Here is a 20,235-nt window from a genome sequence, read left to right on the forward strand (position 1 = left end):
TTCGCTGTAGGAGCGAGGCTTGCCCGCGAACAAATCACCTCGATATTTCTGAATGACACCCATCCAGGCACCCGATGAAACGCTACGAAAAATTCGCCGACGACATCGCTGAACTGATCCGCTCCGGCGTCCTCGGCCCCGGCCAGCGTGTGCCTTCGGTGCGCTACGCCAGCCAGACCTACGGCGTCAGCCCGTCCACGGTGTTCCAGGCCTATTACCTGCTCGAACGCCGCGGCCTGATCCGCGCCCGGCCGCGTTCCGGCTACTTCGTCAACGCCCATGCACCGAGCCCGTTTTCCGAGCCGGTCATCAGCAGTCAGGTCAACGAATCCACCGAGTCGACGTCCAGCGAACTGGTGTTCTCGGTCCTCGACTCGATCAAGGACCCGAACACCGTGCCCTTCGGCTCGGCCTTCCCCAGCCCTGCCCTGTTCCCGTTGCAACGGCTGTCGCGCTCCCTGGCCAGTGCCGCCCGGGACATGGACCCGCGCATGGTGGTCACCGACATGTCGCCGGGCAACCCGCAACTGCGTCGACAAATCGCCCTGCGCTACATGGTCGGCGGGCTGATGCTGCCCATCGAAGAGCTGCTGATCACCAACGGCGCGCTGGAAGCCCTGAACCTGTGCCTGCAAGCCGTCACCGAACCTGGCGACCTGGTGGCCATTGAAGCGCCAGCGTTCTACGCCTGCCTGCAAGTGCTGGAACGCTTGAAGCTCAAAGCCGTGGAAATCCCCGTGCACCCGCGCGACGGCATCGACCTTGGCGCGCTCGCGCAAACCCTGGAGCGCCACCCGATCAAGGCTTGTTGGTGCATGACCAGTTTTCAGAACCCCATGGGCGCGACCATGCCCGAAGCCAAAAAACGCGAACTGGTGGAGTTGTTGCGCAGCCATCAGGTGCCGCTGATCGAAGACGACGTCTATGCCGAGCTCTATTACGGTCAACAGGCGCCGAAACCGGCCAAGGCCTTCGACACCGAGGGGCTGGTGATGCACTGCGGTTCATTCGCCAAGAGCCTGGCCCCCGGCTACCGCATCGGCTGGGTCGCTGCCGGGCGTTTTGCGCAAAAGATCGAACGGCTGAAACTCATGACCTCGCTCTGCGCCTCGATGCCGGCCCAGGCGGCCATTGCCGACTACCTGCAGCATGGCGGTTACGACCGGCATTTGCGCAAATTGCGTTACGCACTGGAAGAGCAGCAGAGCGCGATGCTGGCGGCCATCGCTCGCTATTTCCCGGCGCAGACACGGGTCAGCCAGCCGGCGGGCGGGTACTTTTTGTGGCTGGAGTTGCCGGCGCAGATGGATTCGTTGAAGTTGTTTCAGATGGCCTTGGCGCAGGGGATCAGCATTGCGCCGGGACCGATCTTTTCACCAACCCAACGTTTCAGGAATTGTATCCGGTTGAATTATGGCAGCCCGTGGGATGAGGCTGCGGAGCAGGCGATGGAGACGTTGGGCAGGATTGTCAGGTCCTTTTAAAAGCAAAAGATCGCAGCCTTCGGCAGCTCACAGGGGAACGCAAAACTCTGTAGGAGCTGGCTTGCCAGCGAAGGCGGTGGATCAGTCGATACCTTTATCGCATGAACGGACGCTTTCGCTGGCAAGCCAGCTCCTACAGGGGTTTTGCGTCCACCTGTAGGAGCTGCCGAAGGCTGCGATCTTTTGATCTTCAGCTGTTACCGGCCACCACCCAGATCAACGAAAGTCCCCGTCGCATACGACGCCTTATCCGACAACAACCAGACAATCGCCTCCGCCACTTCATCCGGCCGCCCGCCCCGCGCCATGGGGATCGCCGATTCCAGCTTGCTGACCCGGTCCGGATCGCCGCTCAGCGCATGAAAGTCGGTATAGATGAACCCCGGTCGCACGGCGTTGACACGAATACCTTCGCCCGCCACTTCCTTCGACAGGCCGATGGTGAAGCTGTCCAGCGCGCCTTTCGACGCCGCGTAGTCCACGTACTCGTTGGGTGATCCCAGGCGCGAGGCGACCGAGGACACGTTGACGATACTGCCGCCCTGCCCGCCGTGCCTGGGGGACATGCGCAGGAGCGCATGCTTGGCGCAGAGGATCGGCGCCAGGACGTTGGTCTTGAGGGTTTTGAGGATGCGAAATTCCGACATTTCCTCGACCCGGGACTTGTGCCCGACGGTGCCTGCGTTGTTGACCAGGGCCGTGACCCTGCCCAGTTCGCTGTCCACCCGCTGGAACAGGGCGATCACCTCGTCTTCGATACTGACGTCGGCGCGAACCGCGATGGCTTGCGCGCCCAGGGCGCGGACTTGCTCGAGCACCGTCTGGGCGGCTTCTTCGTCGGCCTGATAGTTGATGCAGATCCGATAGCCCTGTTCGGCGGCCAACAAGGCGGTGGCGGCACCGATGCCGCGGCTGCCGCCGGTGATGACGATGACTTTATCCATGCTCGCGTTCCCCCGTTTCAAGCGTAAGCAGTCGGAGCAAAGAATAACCGTCATCGCCGGGTTTTGCATCGGCGTGTTTCCAAACCCTGCGGCTGGCTGAGGATGCTTGTGTGGCGAGGGAGCCACACAAGCACCCTCTTCAGAAAAGCAGTCTGTTCTCTTGGGGGTGGATCAACCGACTGCCAATTGTTCGCCACGCACAATATCCGCCAGGAAGCGCGCCGCCGGCAGCGGATGGCCGAGCAGATAGCCTTGCAACGAGTCGCAGCCGAGTTTCGTCAGGAAGTCCTGTTGCACCCCGGTTTCCACGCCTTCGGCGACGATCCGCAGACCCAATGCCTGGCCCAGGGCGACGATGGCGGAAACGATGGCGGCGTCGTCGCTGTCGTGCTCCAGATCGCGGACGAACCCCCGGTCGATTTTCAGCTCATTGGCGGGCAGGCGCTTGAGGTACATCAAGCTCGAATAGCCGGTGCCAAAGTCATCGATGGACAGGTCGACGCCCATTTCCGACAACTCCTGAAGCACCGTCATGCTGACATCGGCGTCGTTCATGGCGGTGGTCTCGGTGATTTCGAGGGTCAGGCTGTTGGCCGGCAAATGGTGCGTGGCCAAGGCTTTGGCCACGCTCTGCACCAGCCCGACGTGGCAGAACTGCAAGGCCGAGAGATTCACCGCGATGCGCCAATCGGTGTAACCGAGCAGGTACCACTCGCGCATCTGCCGGCACGCTTCATTGAGCACCCAGTCGCCGATCGGAATGATCAACCCGGTTTTCTCCGCCAGATCGATGAACTTGTCCGGCAGCAGCATGCCCTGGGTCGGGTGCTCCAGCGCAGCAGCGCTTCGGCGCCGACCGGATGGCCATTGGCGGCGTCGAACTTGGGCTGGTAATGGAGACTGAATTGCTGCTGCTCCAGGGCGTTGCGCAAGTCTTGCAGCAGTTGCAGTTGTTTGCGGGCGTTGCTGTTCATCGATACATCGAAAAAACTGTAGCCGTTTTTCCCGGTGCCCTTGGCGTGATACATCGCCGCGTCGGCGTTCATCAGCAGCTCTTCAGCGGTGCAGCCGTTACCCGGGTAAACCGCGATACCGACACTGGCGGAGATCTGCAGGTCGTGTTCGGCGACCTGGAACGAGCGCGCAATCAATCCGACCTGGCGGGCCGCCAGGTTCAAGACATCATTCTCCTCGCCCAGTTGCACCAGCAGCACGAACTCATCGCCACCGATCCGCGCCAGGGTGTCCTGACTGCGCAACTCCTCGCGCAACCGCAGGCCGACCGCTCGCAGCAACTGATCGCCCATGTGATGACCGAAGGCATCGTTGACCGGTTTGAACCCGTCCAGGTCGATGAACATCAACGCAAAACAACCGCCCTGCTCCTGTACCTTCGACATCGCCTGATCGATGCGGTCGGCCAGCAACACCCGATTCGGCAGGCCGGTCAGGGTGTCATGCAGGGCCAATTGAGTCAGTTCGCGATTGGCTTCGGTCAACGAGTGGGCAAGGCTGGCGGTGCGCACCTCCATGCGCGCATCGAGCACCGACGTCAGCAAGGCGATGGTCAAAATGGCCAGGGTGGTGATCAGCACCAGGTTGTCCAGGCCCTTGCCGTTCAAGCCGTCGATGGCCGCGCCACAGAAACTGCCGTCGGCGAAGCGCGCCGCGGCCATGGCGGTGTAGTGCATGCCGACGATGGCGAGCCCCATGATCACCGCGGCCCCGCCACGGATCAGGATCACATAAGGACTGTGCTGACGCAGGCGAAACGCGATCCATAACGCGGCGCCCGACGCGCCCACCGCAATGAGCAGCGATGCGCTGAACAGTGTCGGGTCGTAATCGATGCCCGGCTGCATGAGCATGGCGGCCATGCCGGTGTAATGCATGGCACTGATGCCGGCGCCCATGATCAGCGCGCCGAACGCCAGTTGCCAGGCGGGCAACTGCGGCTGACTGACCAGCCACAAGGCAAAGCCGCTGGACAGGATCCCGATCAGCAGTGACAGCAAGGTCAGGGTGACGTCGTAACCGAGGTCGATCGGCAGTTTGAACGCGAGCATGCCGATGAAATGCATCGACCACACCCCGATGCCCATGGCAAAGGCGCCGCCCGCGGTCCATAAATGCACAGCGCGACCTTTGGCCGTGGCGATGCGTTCGGTGAGGTCGAGCGCGGTATAGGAAGCGAGAATCGCTACACAGAGCGAGATGATAACCAGTGTGGGGGAATAGCTACCGAGCATAGGCCTTCTCGCGACCGCCCCGTCGTACTGCTTCCGTTCTCGAGGGGGCAAATCCGGCGATTGTACTCAATGCGCAACAGAACGCACTGACAAAATTAGCAAAAGGCCATCAAGTTGATGAAACGCTTGTTTGAAGTGAAAACAGGGTCATGGCCGATACCCTGTTTTGGGATAATACAGGTCACTGTAGGAGCTGGCTTGCCAGCGAAAGCGGTGGGTCAGTCGAAACATTCATTGCCTGAACGGACGCCTTCGCTGGCAAGCCAGCTCCTACAGGTTGTCGCTCACCTGCAGTGCGCCATCCCATCCGCCACCCAGGGCAGCGATCAGTTGCACGCTGGCAATCAACCGACTCTGTAACAAATTCAGCACGTTACGTTCGTTACTTAATGCAGTGGCTTGCACCACCACCACGTCCAGATAAGCAATCACCCCGGCCTTGTACTGATTCTGGATCAGACGCAGCGATTCACGCGCCGCGTCCAGTGCTTCCTGGCGTACACCCGCCTCGTTTTCCAGGACCTTGAGTTGCACCAGGTAGTTTTCCACCTCACGAAAACCATCGAGCACGGTCTGGCGGTAGTTGGCCACGGTTTCGTCGTAGGCGGCCTCGCTGCGGTCGACTTCCGCCGAACGCTGACCGCCGTCGAACAGGGTCATCGCCAGTTGCGGTCCGACCGACCAGAAGCGGTTAGGCACGCTGAACCAGTTGTTCGAGGTACTGCTGCTGTAACCGCCGTTCAGGCTCAGCGTCAGGTCCGGATAATAAGCCGCCTTGGCCACGCCGATGTTGGCGTTGGCCGCCATCACCGAACGCTCCGCGGAGGCAATGTCCGGGCGGCGTTCCAGCAATTGCGACGGCAGGGCTAGCGGCACCTGCGGCAAGGCCGGGATGTCCTGGGTCTCGGCCAGGCTGAACTGCGCCGGCGCCAACCCGATCAGTACGGCAATGGCGTTCTCGAACTGGGCACGCTGCCAGATCAGATCGACCATCTCGGCTTCGGTGCTCTTGAGCTGAGTGGTGGCCTGGGCCACCGCGTCCTTGCCGGAAACCCCGGCACGGTATTGATTTTCGGTCATTGTCAGCGAGCGCCGATAGGCTTCGACCGTCGCTTCAAGCAGGCGCTTCTGCTCATCGATCACCCGCAATTGCAGGTAGTTCTGCACCAGTTCCGATTGCTGGCTCAGGCGCATCGCCGCCAGATCGGCAAAACTCGCCTCGGCGTTGGCCGTGTCGGCTTCAAGGCCCCGGCGCAATTTGCCCCAGACGTCAGCCTCCCAACTGACCCCGGCCTGGGCGGTGTACGTGTCACGAATACCACTGGAGGTACTGGTCAGGCTTGAGCTGCTGCTGCCGGTGCCCTGGCTCGAACGATCCTTGCCGACAGTCAGGTCCACAGTGGGGAAAAACGCTCCACGGGCACTGCGTACCAAGGCCTGGGCCTGACGGTATTGGGCTTCGGACTGGGCGACGGTCTGGTTGGCGCTGTTGAGTTTCACGATCAGGTCATTGAGCTGTCGATCGCCATACAGTTCCCACCAGGCACCGCGGGCCAGGGAATCGCTCGGATTGGCTTGGCGCCAGCCGGCCGCTTCCTTGTATTGCACCGGCGCAGCGGCTGCCGGGCGCTGGTAATCCGGGCCGATGGCGCAGGCACTGAGCAGCGCCACGCACAGCGGACAGGCTGAGTAAACGCGAACCTCGGGCCGTGACCGCGGGTGCAGCCAGGTTGAACAGCGAACGGTCAGTCATAGCGGAGTTTCCAGAGCAGCATCGGTACGCACTCCACGCCAGTGATTGAAGCGATGGCGCAGTTTGTCGAGATAGAGGTAGACCACCGGGGTGGTATAGAGGGTCAGCACCTGGCTGAAGATCAACCCGCCGATGATGGTCAGGCCCAGGGGCTGACGCATTTCCGCCCCTTCGGCGCGGCTCAGCAGCAACGGCAACGCACCGAGGATGGCGGCCAGCGTGGTCATCAGAATCGGCCGCAACCGTTGCAGGCAGGCACTGCGAATCGATTCCAGCGGTTCCAGGCCCTGATGCCGTTCGAGCTGCAGGGCCAGGTCGATCATCAGAATGGCGTTTTTCTTCACCACGCCAATCAGCAAAAACAGGCCGAGCAACGAGATCAGGCTGAACTCGCCGCCCAGCGCATAGATGGACAGCAGTGCGCCCACCCCGGCCGACGGCAAGGTCGAGAGAATGGTCAGCGGATGGATGTAGCTTTCATACAGCACGCCCAACACCAGGTAGACCGCCACCAACGCCCCGAGAATCATCCACGGCTGGCTCTTCTGGGTGGCGGCAAACGCATCGGCGGTGCCGGACATTTTCGCGATCACGGCTTCAGGCAAGCCGACCTTGGCAATCGCCCGCTCAATGGCGGCCGTGCCCTGCTCCACCGTTACGCCTTCAGCCATGTCGAAGGCAACGCTCTCGGAGGCGAACTGGCCTTCGTGGCTGACCCGATCGTCTTCCAGGCTGCTTTCATAATGAGCGATGGTCGACAACGGAATGCGCGCGCCGTCGGCGGTGATCACCTGGACCTGATTGAGGGTGATCGGGTCCTGGGCGTATTTGGGGTTGACCTCCATCACCACCTGATACTGGTTGAGGCTGTCGTATATCGTCGATATTTGCCGCTGGCTGTAGGCGTTGTTGAGCACCGAGGTGACCATATTCATGTCGACGCCCAGGCGTTTGGCCTGATCGCGATCGACAATCAGCGTGACCTGTTGGGCGCCACGACCTTCACGGGCGTCAATCGCCGTCAGTTCCGGCAATGCCTTGAGCGCGGCCACGACTTTGGGGTACCACTCGCGCAACTCTCCCAGATCGCCGCTTTGCAGGATGTAGGAATATTGCGAGCTGGTCTGTTCACGGCCTCCGCCGAACTGCAGGTCCTGGTCGGCCATCAGCATCAGCTGAGCACCGGGGACCTTGGGCATTTCCTTGCGCAGGCGTTCAATGACTTTCTGCGCGGACAGGTTACGCTCCTTGATCGGTTTCAGGCGTACCAGCATGAAGGCGTTGTTGGTGCCGTTGTTGCCGCCGATGAAGCCGGCGACGCTTTCCACCGCCGGATCCTTGAGCACTGCGCGCCGGAAGATTTCCATTTTCGGCTGCATCACGCTGAACGACAGGCCGTCGTCACCGCGCACGAAACCGATCAGCTGACCAGTGTCCTGCTGAGGCATAAACGTTTTAGGAACAACGACATACAGCGCGATGTTAACGCCAACTGTCACAAACAGACTGAGCAGCGTCAGGAGGCGGTGACGCAGCACCCAGTCGAGGCTGGTGGCGTATTTGCCCACCATCCAGGCGTTGGCCCGCTGGCTGTAGCGCTGCAGACGGTTTTCCTGGCCCGGGATGTGCGGGCTGAGCCAGCGGGCGCAGAGCATCGGCGTCAGCGTCAGCGAGACCAGCAGCGACACCACGATGGACGCTGCCAGGGTGATGGAAAATTCGCGAAACAGGCTTTCGACGATCCCGCCCATGAACAGGATCGACAGAAACACCGCCACCAGCGAGACGTTCATCGACAGCAAGGTGAAACCGACTTCCTGGGCCCCCAGATACGCCGCTTTCATTGGCGGCACGCCTTTGTCGATGTGCCGGGATATGTTCTCCAGCACCACGATGGCGTCGTCCACCACCAGCCCGGTGGCCAGGATCAGCGCCATCAGCGACAGGTTGTTCAGTGAGAAGCCATAGAGGTACATCACCGCGAACGTGCCAACCAGCGACACCGGTACGGCCAGGGTCGGAATCAATGACGCGCGGAAGTTACCCAGAAACAGGAACACCACCAGGATCACCAGCGCCACGGCAATCAACAGGGTCATCTCCGCTTCGTGCAGGGTCGCCTTGATCACCGGCGAACGGTCCATCGCCAGGTTCAGCTTGACGCTGGCCGGCAGCACCGCCTGCAACGCCGGCAACTGGGCCTTGATCTCGTTGACCGTCTCGATGATGTTGGCGCCGGCCTGGCGGTTGATCACCAGCAAGACCGCCGCGTCGTCGTTGAAGAAACCGCTGTTGTAGCGGTCCTCGACGCCATCGCTGACCTTGGCCACATCCTTCAGGCGCAGGGCCGCGCCATCCGCGTAGTGGATGATCAGCGACTCGTAGTCCTTGGCTTTCTCCAGTTGATCGTTGGCCTGCACCTGCCATAACCGCTCACCGTCCTCGACCGAACCCTTGGGGCGGCGCACGTTGGCATTGGCGATGGTGTTGCGCACATCGTCCAGGGCCACGCCGTACTGGTTCAGCGCCTGGGGCTCGAGTTCGATGCGCACCGCCGGCAAGGAGCTGCCGCCGATCTGCACTTCGCCAACGCCCTGCACCTGGGACAGGCTCTGGGACAGGATGGTCGAGGCCAAGTCGTAGAGCTGGCCTTTTTCCAGCACGTCCGAGGTCAACGACAACACCATGATCGGCGCCTGGGACGGGTTGACCTTCTTATAGGTTGGCATGCTGCGCATCCCGCTGGGCAGCAGGTTGCGTGAGGCGTTGATCGCCGCCTGCACTTCCCGCGCCGCGCCGTTGATATCGCGGTCGAGGTCAAATTGCAGGATCACCCGGGTCGAGCCCTGGCTGGAACGGCTGCTCATGGTGTTCACCCCGGCAATCGCCCCGAAGGAACGCTCCAGCGGCGTGGCCACGGTCGAGGCCATCACTTCCGGGCTCGCGCCGGGCAGGCTGGCCTGGACCACGATCACCGGGAAGTCCATTTGCGGCAGCGGCGACACCGGCAACAGGCCGAAGCTCACCCCGCCCAGCAGCATGATCGCCAGGCTCAGCAACATGGTCGCGACCGGGCGCTTGATGAAAGGTCCGGAGAGGTTCATGGCTGCTCAACCACTTCCACGGACTCGGACTTGCGCCCCCAACGACGGCCCAGGCGGTCGAAGTACAGGTAGATCACCGGAGTGGTGAACAGCGTCAGCACCTGACTCACCAGCAACCCGCCAACCATCACCAGGCCCAACGGCTGGCGCAATTCAGCCCCGGAACCGGTGGCCAGCATCAACGGCACCGCGCCAAACAACGCGGCCAGGGTGGTCATCAGGATCGGCCGGAAGCGCAGCAGCGCCGCCTGATAGATCGCCGTCTCCGGGTCCAGGCCCTGATTGCGTTCAGCGTCGAGGGCGAAGTCGATCATCATGATCGCGTTCTTTTTCACGATACCGATCAGCAAGATGATGCCGATGATCGCGATCATCCCCAGGTCGTTGCCGCTCAACAGCAGCGCCAGCAAGGCGCCGACCGCCGCCGAGGGCAAGGTCGAGAGGATGGTGATCGGGTGGATATAGCTTTCGTACAGCACGCCGAGCACGATGTACATGGTCACCACCGCCGCCAGGACCAACAGCAAGGTGCTCGACAACGAGGCCTGGAACGCCTCGGCCGCACCCTGGAACTGGGTCTGCACGCCGATCGGCATGCCGATGTCCTGCTGCACCTGTTCGATGATCTCCACCGCATGCCCCAGCGCCACGCCCGGTGCCAGGTTGAACGACATCATCACCGCCGGGAACTGGCCGATGTGGGTGATCGCCAGTTGCGCCTGGCGCTCTTCGATGCGCGCCAGGCTGGACAGGCGCACTTGCCCGCCATCGGTGGTCTTGACGTGAATCTGGTTCAGCGCGTCCGGGCCGATCTTCTCGCCGGCCTGGGATTGCAGGACCACGCGGTACTGGCTGGCCTGGGTGTAAATGGTGGAAATCTGCCGCTGGCCAAAGGCGTCGTACAGCGCGTCGGTGATATTCGACACGGATACCCCGACCCGCGACGCCGCGTCACGATCGATCACCAGGTAGACCTGCAAGCCCTTGTCCTGCAAGTCGCTGGCGACGTCGGTCAGCTCCGGCCGTTGGGCCAGGGCGTCCACCAGGCGGCCACTCCACAGGCTCAGCAACTCCGAGTCTGGCGATGACATGCTGAATTGGTACTGGGTGCGGCTGACCCGGTCTTCGATGGTCAAATCCTGCACTGGCTGCATGTACAGGCGAATACCGGTCAGCTTGTCCAGCTCGGGTTGCAGGCGCGTTATCACTTCGGTCGCGCTCAGGTCACGGTTGCTGTGGGACTTGAGGTTGATCAGCAGCCGGCCGCTGTTGAGCGTCGAGTTATCGCCGTCGACCCCGATGTAGGACGACAGGCTCTCTACCGCCGGATCGGCGAGAATCACCTTGGCCAGTTCCTGTTGCCGCTCGCTCATGGCCGCAAAGGAAATCGACTGCGGCGCCTCGGAAATACCCTGGATCACCCCGGTGTCTTGCACCGGGAAGAAGCCCTTGGGCACCACCATGTACAGGAACACGGTCAGCGCCAAGGTGCCGATGGCCACCAGCAACGTCAGTGGTTGATGCTTGAGAACCCACTTTAACTTGCGCCCGTAAGCCGCGATCATCCAATCAATTGTTGCGCCGCTGGCACGGTAGAAACGGCCCTGCTCTTCCTCCTTGGGTTCACGCTTGAGTAGCCGCGCGCACATCATTGGGGTCAAGGTCAGGGACACCACCAGCGAGATCAGGATGGCCACCGCCAGGGTGATCGCAAATTCGCGGAACAGGCGTCCCACCACGTCGGCCATGAACAGCAATGGGATCAACACCGCGATCAGCGACAGGGTCAGGGACACCAGGGTGAAACCGATCTGTTTGGCGCCCTTGAGCGCCGCATTCATCGGGCTCTCGCCCTCTTCGATGTAGCGGGAAATGTTCTCCAGCATCACGATCGCATCGTCCACCACAAAACCGGTGGCGATGGTCAGGGCCATCAGGGTCAGGTTGTTGACCGAGAAACCGGCGAGGTACATCACGCCGAAGGTCCCGATCAGCGACAGCGGCACGGCCACCGACGGAATGATCGTGGCGCTGGCGCGGCGCAGGAACAGGAAGGTCACCATCACCACCAGGGCAATGGCGATCAGCAATTCGTGCTGCACGTCGGTGACGGAGGCGCGGATGGTCTGGGTGCGGTCAGTGAGCACCGTCACATCGAGACCCGCCGGCAAGTTGTCGGTGATGCTTGGCAGCAAGGCCTTGATCCGGTCGACCACTTCGATGACGTTGGCACCGGGCTGGCGCTGGATGTTCAGCAACACCGCCTGGTTTTCATTGGCCCAGGCCGCCAATCGTTCGTTCTCGGCGCCGTCGACGATCTCTGCCACGTCCTTGAGCCGCAGCGGTGCGCCGTTGGCGTAAGCCAGGATCAGGTTGGCGTAATCCTCGGGCGAGGTCAGCTGGTCGTTGGCATCGAGCATCGACACCCGGGTCGGGCCGTCGAAGTTGCCCTTGGGCTGGTTGACGTTGGAGGCGCCGATCAGGGTCCGCACGTCGGACAGGTTCAGGCCGTTGGCCGCGAGGGCCTCGGGGTTGACCTTGATCCGTACCGCCTGCCGTTGGCCGCCGGCGATGCTGACCATGCCGACGCCGCTGATCTGGGCGATTTTCTGCGCCATGCGGGTGTCGACCAGATCGTTGAGCTTGGGCAACAGCATGGTCTTGGAGGTGATGGCCAGGGTCAGCACCGGGGTGTCCGCCGGGTTGACCTTGTTGTACACCGGCGGCGCCGGCAAGTCCGTGGGCAGCAGATTGGTCGCGGCGTTGATCGCCGCCTGCACTTGCTGCTCGGCGACGTCCATGTTGATGTCGAGACTGAACCGCAGGGTCAGCACCGAAGCGCCGCCGGAACTGGTCGAGGCCATCTGTGTCAGGCCGGGCATCTGCCCGAACTGACGCTCCAGTGGCGCGGTCACGGCGCTGGTCATGACATCCGGGCTGGCGCCGGGGTACAGCGTCATGACGCGAATGGTCGGGTAATCGACCTGGGGCAAGGCCGACACCGGCAGCAGCCGATAGGCAATCACACCGGCCAGAATAATGGCCAGCATGCTCAGGGTCGTGGCGACCGGGCGAAGGATGAACAGCCGCGAAATGTTCATGCGCCGCCCTTTTTCGCCTTGTCGGTGGTCGCGGGCTCAGCCGAGGTCGCCGCCGATTTGCCTTGCAGGTGCTCGGTCGGGGTGGTCGGTACATCCTTGCTGTCGTTGACCACTTCCACTTCGCTGCCTTCCTTCAGGCGGTCGGTGCCTTCCAGCACCACCCGATCACCGGCGGCCAGGCCCTCGGTGATAACGGTATTGTCACCGTTACTGGCGCCGACTTTCAGCTGGCGGATCGTGACCTTCTTGTCGCCGTCCATCGCGTAGACGAAGGTGCCGTTGGTGCCGAACTGAATGGCTGCCGAGGGTGCGAGCACCACGTCTTTCAGCGTGTCGGCCAGCAGGTGGACGTTGACGAACTGATTGGGGAATAGCGCCTGGTCGCGGTTCTCGTAGCGAGCCTTGAATTTCAGGGTGCCAGTGGTGACGTCGATCTGGTTATCGAGGCTCTGCAACACACCGGTGGCCTGCAGTTTGGTGTCGCTGCGGTCCCAGGCTTCGGCAGGCAGCTTGGCACCGGTGCGGTAGCGAGCCAGCACCACGTCGAGGCTGTTTTCCGGCAAGGTGAAGGCCACGCTGATCGGCTGGGTCTGGGTGATGATCGCCAGCGCCGTGGTGTCATTGGCGGCGACCAGGTTGCCGACGTCCAGCTGACGCAGGCCCACGCGGCCGGTGATCGGTGCGCGGATCCGGGTGAATTCGAGATTGAGCTTGGCGTCGTTGACCGCCGCCTGGTTGGTCTTGACCGTGCCCTGATACTGACCCACCAGCGCTTCGGCGGTGTCCAGGGTCTGCTTGGCGATACTGTCTTCGCGATACAGGCCGCGGTAGCGTTCAACGTCGACCTGGGCATTCTTCAATTGCGCCTGATTCTGCAACAAGGTGCCTTCGGCCTGCAGCAGGGCGTTCTGGTAGGGCCGCGGGTCGATCTCGGCCAGCAGATCGCCCGCCTTGACCATCTGCCCTTCTTCGAACGCTATCTTGATCAGTTCGCCGCCGACCCGGCTGCGTACATTGATGGTGTTCTGCGCCGTCACGGTGCCCAACGCCTTGTAGTACAGCGGGAAGTCGCCCTTCACCGCCGGTGCCACCCGCACCGGTACCGGGCCGGCCGCGCCACCGAAACCCGGACGCATCCCACCGGACCGACCGGTGTGCCCGGCCACGGCTTTTTGCCCCGCGCCTTCTTTTGGCGCAGCCCCGCCGGGCCAGAATTTCCAGCACAGGACGGCGATGACCAACAGCACGAGCAGGCCGAACAGCCAGCGACGGGGATTACGGGAAGCAGAGGATTGCATTGATTGATCAACCATTGGGCGCGTGGGCTTTTTCTACGGGAGGCTGAACGATAAGCACTGGAGGGCGTTTAGCAAAGCGCCTTTACCGGCAATTTACCTTTCGCTTACGTATCAGGAGGTTTGTCTAAGGCACTGAAGCACAAATGAAAACGGCCTGGACAGGGCCAGGCCGTTAACAATTGTAAGGGAATACTTATTTCAGAACGGCAAGTGCTGCGTCGTAGTTCGGTTCGTCAGCGATTTCCTTGACCAGTTCGCTGTGCAGCACGTTGTCGTTTTCGTCCAGCACCACGACGGCACGGGCGGTCAGGCCCTTGAGCGGACCATCGGCAATCGCCACGCCGTAGTTCTGAATGAACTCGGCACCGCGCAGGGTCGACAGGTTCTGCACGTTGTCCAGGCCTTCGGCGCCGCAGAAACGGGCCTGGGCGAATGGCAGGTCAGCGGAGATGCACAGCACCACGGTGTTGGCGATGTCGCTGGCCTGGGCGTTGAACTTGCGCACGGAGGTAGCGCAGGTCGGGGTGTCGACGCTTGGGAAGATGTTCAACACTTTACGCTTGCCGGCGAAGTCTGCCAGGGTCTTGTCGGACAGATTGCCCGCCACCAGGGAAAAGGCTGGCGCCTTGGAACCGGCTTGTGGCAATTCGCCGTTGACTTGTACCGGGTTGCCTTTAAGAGTGACTTGAGCCATGAACGTAGTCCTTCTGATCGTTGATGTGGAGATTTTTGACGAGGCCGAAGTTAACCATGAAATGGTCTGGCGACCTATGCCCAGATACAAATTGTCATTCAGTTAGCCGCAAAACTGGATACAAAAATCCGCGGCTCATCCGGCGCCTACAGGAAGCCTGGGTCTCAGGACAATTTGCAGTGATCTTTCGTTTGCAGTGTTGTCGATTCAGGACAGGGTCATTCGACTAGAACCGAGTCACTCAACTCCAGCAGAGACAAAACCATGCGATTCATGATTTTTGTGAAAGCCAGCCCGGATTCGGAAGCCGGTATCCTGCCCAGCGAAGAACTGATGACCGCGATGGGCAATTTCAACGAGGAACTGGCCAAGGCTGGCATCCTCATCGATTGCGACGGCCTGCAGCCCAGCAGCAAGGGCACCCGCGTGCGCTTCTCGGGCGACCAGCGCACGGTGATCGACGGCCCGTTCGCCGAAACCAGAGAGCTGATCGCCGGCTATTGGTTGTGGCAGGTGAAGTCGAAACAGGAAGCGATCGACTGGGTCAAGCGCTGCCCCAACCCGATGCCAGGCACCGACGCCGAGATCGAGATCCGCCAGGTGTACGAGGCCGAGGATTTCGGTGACGCGCGTTCTTTGCATCGAGTTCTGAAGTTTTACGGGCGATCAGCCCGTCAATTTCGTTTTTCTCTTTGGTAATGAGATACAACTGCCAGCGTTCGGTCGAATCGTTGTTGAGCGCGCGTTTCGCTGCGGCCGAGTTCCTGCGCTTGTGCCGCGGTGGCCGCTGCCTGAACTCGCTGTTGCTTCTGGGCTTGCAGGTACTCTTGTTTGACCCGCCTCCTGGCTTCTCTTGTGCTTTGACTGGGGCCGCTGAATGCCCCGGACGCGCCTACGCGGTTACCTCCAGAACCGCCGCCCCCTGAACCGCCACCGCCACCCGAAGCCGGCGGGCCGGATCTGATGACAACATCTCCTGTTGATCCATCGTTGAGTGTTTGTTGTGCCATACAGTCTCTCCTTGTCTGTAGGGCGCAGCATGTCGATGGAGTAATGCTCAGGTGCGGTACATATATATAGGGTGGGATTTATTTATATGATCAATGCGTTACCAGCGGTCAATAGTTGTTGAATCTTGTACACAAAACCAAGGTTTAAGCCCCCCCACAACTGGATAACCTCTGTTTAGCTGCTAAGTTTTACAGACGCGTCCTACAGGCTTGAATGGAAAAGGATTACGCGTTAAAGGCCGCCAAGTGCCGAGCCGTCCGCTGAGCCACCAGGGAACCGGGGGAATCATGTCGAAAAATCCAGGAGCGAGCACCTTGTTGTTTGCGGTTTCGCTGGCGTCAGCCTGTTGTGCCCATGCCGACAACGCCGACACAGCCAATAAAAGCAACAACCCGCTGAACCTCGCACCGGGGATGAACCTGCAGGACTACTACACCCCGAGGTACTACGACTCCAATATCCATAGCAACGACCTGCTGGTGCGCGGCACATTGCCGATTGCGCCCAATGATTTCATCGGCGTCCCGCAGTTGCTGCGCGCCACTGCGCCTATCAGCACACGCCCCGATCCCAGTGGCGGCTACAGCACCGGTGAAGGTGACCTGAACCTGTTCGATATCTTCCTGCTCAAGACCGAGGGAGTGCAGTTGGGTATCGGGCCGATGATCACCGCGCCCAGCGCCGACCAGGACGAACTGGGTACGGGTAAATGGCAGGCCGGCCTGGCCGCCGTCGCGATCGATTCATCGCCCCGCGGCTTGCTCGGGGCATTGGTGCAATACCAGAGCTCCTTTGCCGGCGACAGCGACCGCCAGCATGTTGAATCGGCCACCCTGCAGCCGTTCATCATGCACAACCTGGACAAAGGCTGGTACCTGCGCTCTACCGGCACCTGGACCTTCGATCTGAAAAACGACACCCATTACATCCCTGTCGGGTTCGGGGCCGGCAAAGTCTGGAAGTCCGGGCCCAATATCCTTAACGCCTTCGTCGAACCGCAGTGGACCGTAGAGCACAAGGGCAACGGCTTGCCGCAGTTCACGCTGTTCGCGGGGCTCAACGTCACCTTCGGCAAATGAGGACTTATCCATGCACGGTGTAATTCGCGCAGCCTGCTACAGCCTGATGACGATGTTTGTCAGCTGCGGCGTCGGAGCCCAGGACCCTGGCACCCAGTCTTCGACCGGTTTCGCCGCCACCCCGGAAGAAGCCCGGGGCACGTTTCACGGAGGGTTGCGCCTGTACCTGCCAAAACCGCAAATTGCCAGCAGCCAGTGGAAAATGCCGCTGTCGACCCCCGTCAATCAACAACAGTAAGCGGAGTTCGTCATGGTCAGGCCATTTGTAGTGCGTCCTCTGTTGGCCCTGTGCGTGCTCGGCACCAGCCCGGCCGTCCTCGCGGCCGAAGGCGGGGTCGGTCGGCCGATCACCGGGCAGCAGGTGTTTTCCAATGCCGGGATCGTGCCGCCGGAACCGGGCTGGGTGATGTCCCTGACCAGCATCTGGTATGACGGCGATCTCAAGGGCGGCCGGGGTGTGCCGATTGTCGGCGAGATCGGTGCGGACCTGGACATGAAAGTGTCCTACACCATGGCCAACTTCACCCATGTCTGGGATACCGGCAAGGGTCGCTGGAACTATGCCTCGGCCATCGGCGTGCCGGTTCAGTACACAGACGTCACCATCAGCATTACCGGCCCGCGCGGTCGTACCCTGGGCACCGAGGACAGCGGCACACAGTTCGCCGACATGCTGGTCACGCCGATTGCCGCCGGCTACCACTTCGACGAACTCAACCACCTCTCGTTGTCCCTGCCGATCTATGTGCCAACCGGTGCCTATAACGATGACCGTCTGGCCAACCCGGGCCAGAACACCTACACCTTCATGCCGACGGTCGCGTTCACTCACCTCGACGGCAAGGGTGGCGAATTGACGTTGTCGAGCGGCCTGGAGTTCTACACCGAGAACGACGCCACGGATTATCGCAACGGCAACATTTTCACCCTCGACGCCCTATGGACCCACGGTTTCGGTAATGGCTGGAGCGCCGGCATGGTGGCGGGCTACGTCCAGCAAATCACCGACGACAAAGGCGATACCGCCGACGCACTGAACGGCTTTCGCGGCCGCTCGGTGGGTGCCGGCCCGGTGGTGGGCTGGGCCGGCAAGTTCGCCGATGCCCAGGCCAGCGTCAGCGCCCGATGGGTGCCGGAATTCGACACCAGGAACCGGCCTGAGGGTAACGGTTTCAGCGTCAACCTGACCTTGGCGTTTTTCTAGGTGTGAACGAACCCGAGCGGCCTCGGGGCCGGATCTTGAACTTGAGAAAGTGAGCATCCCATGACCGCACTCAACGACCTCAACGCCCTGCAAGCCAGCATCGCCGAAGCCGTGCTCGGCCAGGACCAGGTCATCCGCCAGATCCTGCTCGGCCTGTTGGCCAACGGCCATTTGCTGCTGGAAAGCTTGCCCGGCCTGGCCAAGACCCGCACGGTCAAGGCCCTCGCCAAACACCTGGACGCGAAGATGTGCCGCATCCAGTTCACCCCGGACCTGATGCCCTCGGACATCACCGGGGCCGAGGTGCTGCATCAGATCGATGGCAAAAACCAGATCCAGTTCCAGCCGGGTCCGTTGTTCGGCAACCTGATCCTGGCGGATGAAATCAACCGGGCGCCGGCCAAGGTCCAGGCCGCGCTGCTGGAAGCCATGGAAGAACGGCAAATCACCGTGGCCGGCAACAGCCATGTGCTGCCGGAACTGTTCATCGTCGTGGCCACCCAGAACCCGATCGAGCAGGAAGGCACTTACCCGCTGCCGGAAGCGCAGATGGACCGCTTCCTGATGAAAGTCCTGCTGGATTACCCCAGTGCGGAACACGAAAGCCAGGTGCTGCGCCTGCTGCGGGTCGAAGAACAGGCCCTCGGCGCCAGGACGGCTGCGGTCCAGGGTTTCGCGCTGTCCCAGGAGGTGATCTTCGCTGCACGTCGAGAAGTCAGCACGGTTCATGTATCCCCGGCCATCGACCGCTACCTGATCGACCTGATCAATGCCACCCGCTACCCCGCCGATTACGACGCCGACCTCGGCCGCTGGATCGCCATCGGCGCCAGCCCCCGCGGCGGCATCGGCCTGGACCGCTGCGCACGGGCCGACGCCTGGTTGCAGGGCCAGGACTTCGTGTCGCCTGACAACGTGCGCACCGTGGCGCATCCGGTGCTGCGCCACCGCCTGCAACTGAGCTATGACGCGGTGGCCGACGGTGTGACGGCCGATCAGGTGCTGGATCGTCTGCTCGACAAAGTCGCGATTGTGGCATGAACGTCGACGGGCTGGTCTATGTCTCTCTGGCACAGTTGATGGCCCTGGAGTTCAAGGCCCGTGACCTGAGTTTCCTCGCGCGCCAGCCTCAAGGCAGCATCCTCGCCGGCAACCATGCTTCGCGGTTGCGTGGCCGTGGCTTGAACTTCGATGAGCTGCGCCGCTATCAACCTGGGGACGATTTGCGTCACCTGGATTGGCGCGCCTCGCTGCGCACCGGCAAACCGGTGGTCCGTACCTTTACCGAGGAACGCGACAGACCGGCGTTGATCCTGGTGGACCAGCGCATGTCGATGTTCTTCGGCTCCCGGCGCAGTTTCAAATCCGCAATCGCCGCCGAACTCGGCGCACTGGCCGCATGGATGGTGTTCAACGCCGGGGACCGGGTCGGCGGGCTGGTGTTCAACGATCAGCGCATCGACAGCATCGCGCCGTTGCGCAGCCGCAAACGGATTCAGGCGCTGTGCAGCCACATGGCCCGGCAGAATCAGGCACTGAACGCCAGTAACCCGGACGCCGAGGGCGCAGACCAGCTCGACAAGGTCTTGCAACATTGCCTGGCCGTGGCCGGTCACGATCACCTGATCTACATCGTCAGCGATTTTGCCGGCGCCGGCCCGCGCACCCTGCAGCTGATGCGACAGTTGGCGGCGCATAACGATGTGATTGCCATGCAGGTGTACGATCCGCTGGCGTTGAACCTGCCGAAAAATGGCCGAGTGCTGATCACCCAGGGCCAGTTGCAAGTGGAACTGGCCGTGGAGCAACGCAGCGTCCATCAGCCCTTGGGCGATTTTCTCGGCGGTCGGCTCAAGGACGTCGCACGCTGCTGCGCCGCAGCCAGGTGCCGTTGATGATGTTTAGCACGGCCACCGATGCCCAGGAACAATTGCGGGTCGAACTGGGCAAGCTGGGTGGAGGTCGGCGATGAACCCGACTGTGCCCAGCATCGAGCAACTCAAGGAAATCGGCCTGCCGGCACCGGTCAGCTATGTGCCGCAGACGTGGGGTTGGTGGGTGCTGTTGGCGTTATTGGTCATAACTGTGTCGCTGCTCAAGTGCGCGGCGGTATTGGCAGTGGCGGCGGGATCGGTATCGGCGGGAGGCGTTGGTGCGGTTGGCGGAGTTGCAAAACAGCGAGGATCAGCTTCTTGCCCTGCGAGAACTCCCCGAACTGCTCAAACGCGTAGCCCTGTCGATGCCCTCCGCCTGGAACACAATCCCTGTAGGAGCTGGCTTGCCAGCGAAGGCGGTGTGTCAGCCAACATCGATG

At 61.8% G+C, this 20,235-nt stretch carries 11 protein-coding genes and 4 pseudogenes; 8 read left to right on the plus strand and 7 right to left on the minus strand.

Annotated elements, in window-relative coordinates; genetic code table 11:
* Positions 1-74 precede the first annotated feature (74 nt).
* Positions 75-1,484: a GntR family transcriptional regulator MpaR gene (gene mapR, locus BZ163_RS09930; RefSeq protein WP_128870761.1), complete on the plus strand. Its 1,410-nt coding sequence runs from the start codon at positions 75-77 to the stop codon at positions 1,482-1,484.
* A 197-nt stretch (positions 1,485-1,681) separates the two neighbouring features.
* Here mapR and BZ163_RS09935 read toward each other — a convergent pair whose 3' ends face one another.
* The 7 genes and pseudogenes from BZ163_RS09935 to tpx form a co-directional block, all read right to left on the minus strand.
* Entirely contained in the window at positions 1,682-2,428 is a 747-nt protein-coding gene (locus tag BZ163_RS09935) for an SDR family oxidoreductase (RefSeq protein ID WP_128870762.1), read from the minus strand.
* A gap of 171 nt (positions 2,429-2,599) precedes the next feature.
* Positions 2,600-4,677 (minus strand): annotated as a pseudogene (locus BZ163_RS09940) (putative bifunctional diguanylate cyclase/phosphodiesterase).
* Positions 4,678-4,947: 270 nt separating this feature from the next.
* Positions 4,948-6,430 (minus strand): annotated as a pseudogene (locus BZ163_RS09945) (efflux transporter outer membrane subunit).
* On the minus strand, positions 6,427-9,534 hold the full coding sequence (locus BZ163_RS09950; protein ID WP_128870764.1) for an efflux RND transporter permease subunit: 3,108 nt from the start codon (positions 9,532-9,534) through the stop codon (positions 6,427-6,429). The pseudogene BZ163_RS09945 and the gene BZ163_RS09950 overlap by 4 nt, the downstream one beginning before the upstream one ends.
* Positions 9,531-12,635 carry an MdtB/MuxB family multidrug efflux RND transporter permease subunit gene (locus BZ163_RS09955; RefSeq protein WP_128870765.1) on the minus strand — a complete coding sequence of 1,035 codons (3,105 nt, stop codon included), beginning with the start codon at positions 12,633-12,635 and terminating at the stop codon, positions 9,531-9,533. Before BZ163_RS09955 ends, BZ163_RS09950 begins: the two co-directional genes overlap by 4 nt.
* Positions 12,632-13,948, minus strand: a complete 1,317-nt coding sequence (locus BZ163_RS09960) for an MdtA/MuxA family multidrug efflux RND transporter periplasmic adaptor subunit (RefSeq protein ID WP_128870766.1) — start codon at positions 13,946-13,948, stop codon at positions 12,632-12,634. Before BZ163_RS09960 ends, BZ163_RS09955 begins: the two co-directional genes overlap by 4 nt.
* A 178-nt stretch (positions 13,949-14,126) precedes the next feature.
* Positions 14,127-14,627 (minus strand): thiol peroxidase, encoded by a 501-nt coding sequence (tpx, locus tag BZ163_RS09965; RefSeq protein WP_128870767.1) that lies wholly within the window; start codon positions 14,625-14,627, stop codon positions 14,127-14,129.
* A 264-nt stretch (positions 14,628-14,891) separates the two neighbouring features.
* On the opposite strand from tpx, the gene BZ163_RS09970 reads away from it, so the two are divergent.
* The 7 genes and pseudogenes from BZ163_RS09970 to BZ163_RS10000 all read left to right on the plus strand — a co-directional run.
* The gene (locus BZ163_RS09970; RefSeq protein ID WP_256578982.1) at positions 14,892-15,326 is read left to right on the plus strand and encodes a YciI family protein; all 435 of its coding nucleotides are present in this window, start codon (positions 14,892-14,894) and stop codon (positions 15,324-15,326) included.
* A 599-nt stretch (positions 15,327-15,925) separates the two neighbouring features.
* A complete protein-coding gene (locus BZ163_RS09975; RefSeq protein WP_128870768.1) occupies positions 15,926-16,717 on the plus strand; it encodes a hypothetical protein in 792 nt (263 codons plus the stop codon).
* Between the two features lie 10 nt (positions 16,718-16,727).
* Positions 16,728-16,955 carry a hypothetical protein gene (locus tag BZ163_RS09980; protein WP_128870769.1) on the plus strand — a complete coding sequence of 76 codons (228 nt, stop codon included), beginning with the start codon at positions 16,728-16,730 and terminating at the stop codon, positions 16,953-16,955.
* A gap of 12 nt (positions 16,956-16,967) precedes the next feature.
* Positions 16,968-17,921 carry a transporter gene (locus BZ163_RS09985; protein ID WP_128870770.1) on the plus strand — a complete coding sequence of 318 codons (954 nt, stop codon included), beginning with the start codon at positions 16,968-16,970 and terminating at the stop codon, positions 17,919-17,921.
* A 60-nt stretch (positions 17,922-17,981) separates the two neighbouring features.
* Positions 17,982-18,962 (plus strand): MoxR family ATPase, encoded by a 981-nt coding sequence (locus tag BZ163_RS09990; protein ID WP_128870771.1) that lies wholly within the window; start codon positions 17,982-17,984, stop codon positions 18,960-18,962.
* Positions 18,959-19,893 (plus strand): annotated as a pseudogene (locus BZ163_RS09995) (DUF58 domain-containing protein). The gene BZ163_RS09990 and the pseudogene BZ163_RS09995 overlap by 4 nt, the downstream one beginning before the upstream one ends.
* Positions 19,890-20,235, plus strand: a pseudogene (locus BZ163_RS10000) (DUF4381 domain-containing protein); the annotation flags it as partial. The pseudogenes BZ163_RS09995 and BZ163_RS10000, both read left to right, overlap by 4 nt.

Origin of the sequence: Pseudomonas sp. VI4.1, assembly GCF_002029345.1 — a bacterium.
Taxonomy (GTDB): Bacteria; Pseudomonadota; Gammaproteobacteria; order Pseudomonadales; family Pseudomonadaceae; genus Aquipseudomonas.